Origin of the sequence: uncultured Arcanobacterium sp. (genome assembly GCF_947253055.1) — a bacterium.
GTDB lineage: Bacteria > Actinomycetota > Actinomycetes > Actinomycetales > Actinomycetaceae > Arcanobacterium_A.
Map to the genome: position 1 here is coordinate 1 of NZ_CAMXYE010000075.1, position 6783 is coordinate 6783.

7 protein-coding genes and 1 pseudogene are annotated in these 6783 nt (G+C 51.0%); all 8 read right to left on the reverse strand.

All coding sequences use genetic code 11. The features are described from left to right. A partial coding sequence (locus tag Q0X35_RS05510) for a hypothetical protein (protein WP_297566350.1) occupies window positions 1–296 on the reverse strand: 296 nt, incomplete at its 3' end. Then, window positions 289–1497, reverse strand: coding sequence for an MraY family glycosyltransferase (locus tag Q0X35_RS05515; protein WP_297566352.1), 1209 nt, complete (start codon window positions 1495–1497; stop codon window positions 289–291). The genes Q0X35_RS05510 and Q0X35_RS05515, both read right to left, overlap by 8 nt. Continuing rightward, complete coding sequence (locus Q0X35_RS05520; RefSeq protein WP_297566355.1) at window positions 1494–2141, reverse strand: L-threonylcarbamoyladenylate synthase; 648 nt, start codon at window positions 2139–2141, stop codon at window positions 1494–1496. Before Q0X35_RS05520 ends, Q0X35_RS05515 begins: the two co-directional genes overlap by 4 nt. A gap of 20 nt (window positions 2142–2161) precedes the next feature. After that, window positions 2162–3091 carry a peptide chain release factor N(5)-glutamine methyltransferase gene (gene prmC / locus Q0X35_RS05525; RefSeq protein ID WP_297566357.1) on the reverse strand — a complete coding sequence of 310 codons (930 nt, stop codon included), beginning with the start codon at window positions 3089–3091 and terminating at the stop codon, window positions 2162–2164. Between the two features lie 22 nt (window positions 3092–3113). Next, window positions 3114–4220, reverse strand: a complete 1107-nt coding sequence (gene prfA / locus Q0X35_RS05530) for a peptide chain release factor 1 (protein ID WP_297566362.1) — start codon at window positions 4218–4220, stop codon at window positions 3114–3116. Window positions 4221–4320: 100 nt separating this feature from the next. After that, window positions 4321–4533 (reverse strand): 50S ribosomal protein L31, encoded by a 213-nt coding sequence (gene rpmE, locus Q0X35_RS05535; RefSeq protein ID WP_073996676.1) that lies wholly within the window; start codon window positions 4531–4533, stop codon window positions 4321–4323. Between the two features lie 118 nt (window positions 4534–4651). Next, complete coding sequence (rho, locus tag Q0X35_RS05540; RefSeq protein ID WP_297566360.1) at window positions 4652–6274, reverse strand: transcription termination factor Rho; 1623 nt, start codon at window positions 6272–6274, stop codon at window positions 4652–4654. A gap of 265 nt (window positions 6275–6539) precedes the next feature. Beyond that, window positions 6540–6783, reverse strand: a pseudogene (locus Q0X35_RS05545) (homoserine kinase); the annotation flags it as partial.

A 6783-nucleotide genomic window follows, 5' to 3' on the forward strand; every position in this document is an offset into this window, starting at 1 on the left:
CATACGCTTTCGTCGGCAGCGTCAGATGTGTATAAGAGACAGCTGTATTTCGGGAATTTAGCCGTAATATGTGCCTCGAATATCCACGAAAATATATTAGAAATACACACGGCAAAAAGACCGATTGCTACTCCGATTCCCAGCTGAGGCTTTCCAAAAATTATTCCCAAAATTCCGCCCGTGGCAGCACATAAGAAACAGGTGCCGGTGGAAATAAGGGAAACTAGACGCAGAATTTCTCCCGCATCGCGCCGTTTTCCAGGTATCCGGCGGTGAAAATGGAAATTATTAGACATCAGTAGATATTTCTCGTTGGGGAACAACTCCGGATGTAGAATCAGCTGTAGGCACAGAGGTAGCTGTGAGCTTAGAATCAGATGCAGATGTAGAATCAGCTGCGATTGCGGAGTTGTGTTTTGCTGAGAATTTTTGGACGGTCAAGTAAATACTGCCCAGTATTGCCACTCCTATCAGAGCTAGCACCCAAGAATAGGGAAAAATCGTATATATAACTCCGGAAAAAGAAGCTACTCCCGCCCAGAGATAAAGCACTAAAACTGCCGTCACTTGTGAATGACCTCTGCGAAGTAACCGGTGGTGCAAGTGGCCAGAATCAGCCATAAAAGGAGAACGCCCTTGGCGTAAACGCCGTACTACCGCCCAAGAAAAATCTATGAGCGGGATTAAGAGAATAACTGCCGGAATTAGGAGTGGCATAAAGGCGGGCATCGCTACCCGCATATTTACATTCGCCGGATCTATCTGCCCGGTAATTAGAATAGCCGCCCCACTGATTACCGCTCCGAGCATAAGAGCCCCGGAATCCCCCATAAAAATCCGCGCGGGATGAAAATTATGCGGCAAAAATCCGGCACATACACCCACCAATGCTGCCACCACCGCAGTAGCCACTGAGGCGTAATCCCCCGGTGAAGATATCCGCACTAGATAGTAGGCGTAGCAGAAAAAGGCGCAGGCAGCGATGCCGATTACTCCCGCTGCGAGGCCATCCAATCCGTCAATAAAATTGACGGCGTTCACCACTACCACTACTACCAGAATTGTGCCGATAAGAGTAAAACGCTCCGAGCCGATAGTGATACCGAGGAAAGGTAAGGAGATTAGCTGCACTCCAAACCAAGCCATGATTCCGGCGGCGAGAATCTCCCCCGCCAGCTTCGTATACCAATTCAATTCCCAAATATCATCAACTGTGCCGACCAGACACATAAATCCAGAACCGAACACAATTCCCCAGGCAGCCGAGTTAGGAGAATAGACATCCTGCAAAAAAGGAATCTGAGAAGCGAGCACAAAAGTGATAAGTAGCCCTAGGTACATTGCGGTACCCCCCAACCGGGCTATCGGCACTTTGTGTACATCTCGCTGCCGCACCTGTGTAATAGCTCCGACGGAAAGTGCAATATGCAGTATTAAAGGTACGAGGAGGTACGTGATTACCGCTGCGAAGAGCATAATCAGCAGATATACTCTCACTCCACTACCTCCATTTGCGTAACTTCTGCCAGCGCTGCCGCCGAAATAGCTCCGGCGCGAAGAATATGTAATTGCGGCGCAGTATCCGAAAAGCTCACAATAGTCGAAGCCGTGCCCCCCGGAGATTTTCCACCGTCTAGATAGAGACTTATCGCTTCCCCGAGCTGCTCTTGCGCCGTTTCGACGCGGAGAGCCGGTGGATTTCCGCTCTTATTGGCACTAGTGACGGCAAGCGGGCCCGTCTTTTCTAAAAGAGCAAGAGTGAAAGGGTGGTTGGGCATTCGCAAAGCTACCGTGCCGTGCGTTTCTCCTAAATCCCAACCCAGGGTAGGGCGAGCCGGAAAAATCATCGTCAGAGCGCCTGGCCAAAACGCCGCGGCAAGAGCGCGGGCAGGATCGGGAAAATCAGCCACTAGCTCTAGGACCTGCCCAATATTGGCTACCAGCACGGGAGAAGGCTTCTGGCGCGTGCGCGATTTAGCAGTTAAAAGTGCGTTCACTGCGCCGGCGTTAAAAGGGTCAGCACCAATGCCATATACCGTATCTGTAGGAAGGCAAATTACTTCTCCGCGTTCTATCGATGCCAGCGCTTGGGCAATTGCGGCCGAACGCTTTTCCGCGGTTTGGCAATCCCATATCTGCATATTTTCCTCCCGCCTATATCCTACTCAGATTTACGAAGTTCGGGCAGCTGCCTCGCCGAATTTTCTGAGCTCACTGCCGCATCTTTGGCGATACCCTCTGCATAGAGCCAACGTTCCCGCCCGTTATAATCCTGGCCAGTCTGTACCTGCGAAAAAAACTTTTTTGCCTCTGCGCGCAGTGCTGCTCCCTGCGTATCGTCATGCTCCATTATAAGAGCCCCGCTTGGATTGAGGAGCTGCGCAGAATGCGCAATTAACTGCCGGGGCAGTTCTTCGCCGCGTTCTCCGCCACCGAAGAGGGCAATTTCTGGGTCAGCTTGCACTTCTGGGCTCAGTTCTCTCCCACCAGGGATATAAGGTGGGTTCGTGATTACTAAATCCACTTGATCAGCTAGCTCGCACAGTGCAGTGCGAGCATCACCCTGCAAGAAAATAACGGGATTCCCGTAGCGAGCATTATTACGGAGAGCTGATTCGTAGGCGATAGCAGATATCTCTACCCCGTATACTTTAGCGCGGGGGCACTCCGTAGCTAGCGCCAAAGCAATCGCACCTGATCCACTACATAGATCGACTACCAGCGGATTTTCCCGCTTAGCGAGAAAATTCAAAGCAGCTTCGGCCACCAGCTCCGTCTCCGGGCGCACAATGAAAACTCCCGGGCGCGCTTCTAATTCCAAGTAGCGAAACCACATTTTTCCTAGGAGATGTGCCAATGGCACATGGTGAGCGCGCTGGGTTAGTAAGTGAAAAAAATAGCTACGCGCAGCGGTAAAAGATTCCGGGAATTTTTCTGCACTTGCTTCCGCCAGCCATTTTACCTGCGGGAAAGTGCTCTCCACCCCAGCGGCCGCCAGCTGCGCTACTCCGGCGCGAATCAATTCCTGCCATTGTGGCGCCCGCTGTACTTGCTCGCGCCATTCTTGCTCGTGCCATTCCTGCTCGCACATCTACGCAACTTTCGGTAAAAAGTTACTCATTTTCCGCTGCTTGCGCTAGCCGTTCGGCATTATCGGCATCGATGAGCGAATCGATTACTTCTTGCAGATTGCCATCTAGCACCGCATCTAAGTTATAAGCCTTATAGCCAGTACGATGATCGGAAATCCGATTTTCCGGGAAATTATAGGTACGTATTCGCTCCGAACGATCGACGGTACGCACCTGCGAACGCCGCTGCGCCGCTTCTTTTTCTGCCTGCTCATCCAACTGTTGCTGGCGCAACCGCGCCCGCAATACCCGCATAGCTGCTTCGCGGTTACGGATCTGAGATTTTTCATCTTGCATCGACACCACTATTCCCGTAGGAAGGTGGGTGATACGCACTGCCGAATCAGTCGTATTTACGCTCTGCCCGCCCGGGCCCGACGAACGATATACATCGATACGTAGATCATTATCATTGATCTCTATTTCTCCGGGATCATCTACTTCAGCAAATACCAGTACTCCGGCAGCTGAAGTGTGGATACGCCCCTGGGATTCTGTGACTGGCACCCGCTGTACTCGGTGTACGCCTGCCTCAAACTTCATGCTCGCCCAGACTCCTGCCGCTGGATCTTCCGGCACTTGTTTCGCTTTGATAGCGAGCTGCACGTCTTTATATCCACCCATATCGGTGAGATTGGCAGAGAGGATTTCGGTACTCCAGCCCCGCCCTTCCGCATAGCGCTGATACATCCGCAATAAATCTCCGGCGAAAAGAGCTGACTCTTCTCCGCCTTCTCCTGCTTTGACTTCTAGAATTACATCACGAGAATCGTCGGCATCGCGCGGAATAAGCGCATCGCGCAAAGCGGTAGCGGCCTCCGCCACCTTTTCTTCTAAAGCCGGCAATTCGGGAGCAAAGAGCTCTGCATCTTCCCCGCCAGCTGCTACGATTTCTTGCATATCTAAGTAATCTTGCCGGGTCTTTTGCCAAGTTAAGTAATGATTAACGATATGCCCTAGTTCCGCATAGCGCCGACCCAAAGAACGCAACTTTTCTGGCTTTCCCAATACCTCCGGAGAAGCCATCTGCTTTTCAATATCTTTATATTCAGCCAATATGACTTCCGCTGCCGGAAACTCCGCCTGCACATCTACTCTCTGCTCTTCCACCGTTCTGCCTTTGCTTTGCTAACTACATTTTTATATGCCGAACGCCGGTACCATAGTACCGGCGTTCGAAAATACAAAACTACTTATTGCGCTTGCCGTAACGGGCTTCGAAGCGTGCTACCCGCCCGCCGGTATCCAGAATCTTCTGCTTACCGGTGTAGAAAGGATGGCATGCAGAACATACATCCACCCGCAAATGATCGCGCTCCAGCGTAGAACGGGTATCAAACTCGTTCCCACAGGTGCAGCTGACATGGATATCTGTATATTCGGGGTGAATTCCCTGCTTCATTATTACTCCTTGGATCGTTTTCTGCTCTGGGTCCACTTCCGAAAACGGCTAGCGGTGAACCAGAAGCCGACGGTATATTACAACACTTTTTTTTGGCATTTTCCAGCTAGGTGAGTAATCACTCACCTGCATTCTGCATACCACGCACAATGGACATTAAAAATTCTTTATTGGACTCGGTATTGCGCATTCTATTGAGGAGGTAGTCCGAAGCACCTTGTACATCCAAAGTGCCCAAAGCGCGCCGCAAATGCCACACGATCTTCAGCTCTTCTGGGCTGAAGAGAAGTTCTTCACGGCGAGTGCCCGAAGCATTTACATCTACCGCCGGGAAAATACGCCGATCTGCCAGCTCGCGCGAAAGGCGCAACTCCATATTGCCGGTACCCTTGAACTCTTCGAAAATCACTTCGTCCATCTTCGAGCCCGTTTCTACCAGTGCTGAAGCCACGATAGTGAGCGAGCCGCCGTTTTCTATATTGCGAGCTGCTCCGAAAAACTTCTTCGGCGGATAGAGCGCCGCTGCGTCCACTCCACCTGAGAGAATACGCCCAGAAGCTGGAGCTGCTAAGTTGTAGGCACGTGAAAGCCGGGTGAGGGAATCGAGCAAAATTACTACATCTTGCCCTAATTCCACCAGCCGCTTTGCACGCTCGACTGCCAACTCCGCCACTATGGTGTGATCGGAGGCCGGCCGATCGAAAGTGGAAGCCACTACTTCCCCATTTACGAGGCGCTGCATATCGGTAACTTCTTCGGGGCGTTCATCTACCAACACCACGATTAAATGTACCTCCGGATTATTATGCGCAATTGCCATTGCCAGCTGCTGCATAATAATGGTCTTTCCCGCTTTAGGCGGAGATACAATCAGCCCGCGCTGCCCTTTTCCGATTGGAGCCATTAAATCAACTACGCGCGTGGTGAGCCCTTTTTTCGTAGTTTCCATCCGCAACATTTCTTGCGGATAAAGCGGCGTCAGTTTATTAAATTCCGGACGTTCGGCCGATTCTTCCGGAGAGAGCCCGTTAATAGCTTTGATTTCCACTAGCGGATTATATTTATGAGTCCGCTGCCCGCGGCGCATATTATTCTTTGCTGGGCGCACGAAACCGGATACGGCATCGCCGCGCCGCAGCCCATATTTCTTAATTACCTGCTGCGACACATAGGCGTCATTCTTGCCTGGCAAATAGCCACCCGTGCGCAAATAAGCATTTTTTCCGGCTTGATCGAGGATTCCCGCCACCGGTAGCAGTACTTCTTCACTGCCATTTGCCGCAGTTAAAGTCTCTTCTTCTTCATAGTCACTATCATCTGCGCTGTAGTTTTTCTCTAACCGCGCATTTGCCTCGGTATGCCGATCGCGATTCTTCTCGTTGCGATTCCGCGCGCGATCCCGGCGGTGGCGTTCCCGCTTATTCTGCGGACGCTCTTCCCCCGCAGCATCTTCTTTATTATCTCTATTTCGATGTGCTTGGGCACGGCGCGCAGCAGCGTCACCAATCGCCTCTAAAGCCGCTTGCTTATCGGCAGAAATTTCTAAATCTTCTGCTTTTTCTACCGAAACCCGCGGCGCCTTCGCCGAGACACTCGAATCCATATGCGTTTCTAAAGCGGCAATATAATCAGCTTTTCGGGAGCGGGGCGGCATCTTAATACCGAGCTCTGCCACCATTTTCTTTAATTCCGGTAAGAGTTTTCCAGCTAAATTGCCGGACTTCTGGGAGTTTTCGCTCACTACTTTCCTTCGCTAAGTACCTCTATAAGGTATGCAAATATTACTTTTACTAATCACTAAAAATTACGGAAGTGATATTGAGGCAAAGCGGCTATTAAATATCCTCCAAGAATATGCCATCCTCTAGGAATAAGCCGAATACGCTGCGAATCGAATTTTATTTAGATTCACTCTTGCCTGCTTCATATTCTTGCACATTTAAAGGAAAAAATAAAATAAGCACTGAATCCTGTTATGTGCCATTCCCTACAGCTAAAGATGCCTTTTAGAGTAATTGCGCACCCGCGGCCGGGCGCGAAGATATCAATGTAAAACCTTGCTCACTGATAGTGCGGGCGAGTGCATCAGGCACCTCGGCAAAAAGCAACAAAGTGGGGCCAGCTCCCGAAACGACTACCGGCCAGCCGGCTTTGCGCAAGGCCGCGAGCAAATCTGCACTGTGCGGCATTTGCTCCGCTCGATAATTTTGATGTAAACGATCGGCGGTAGCGGAAAAAAGCAAATCTGGG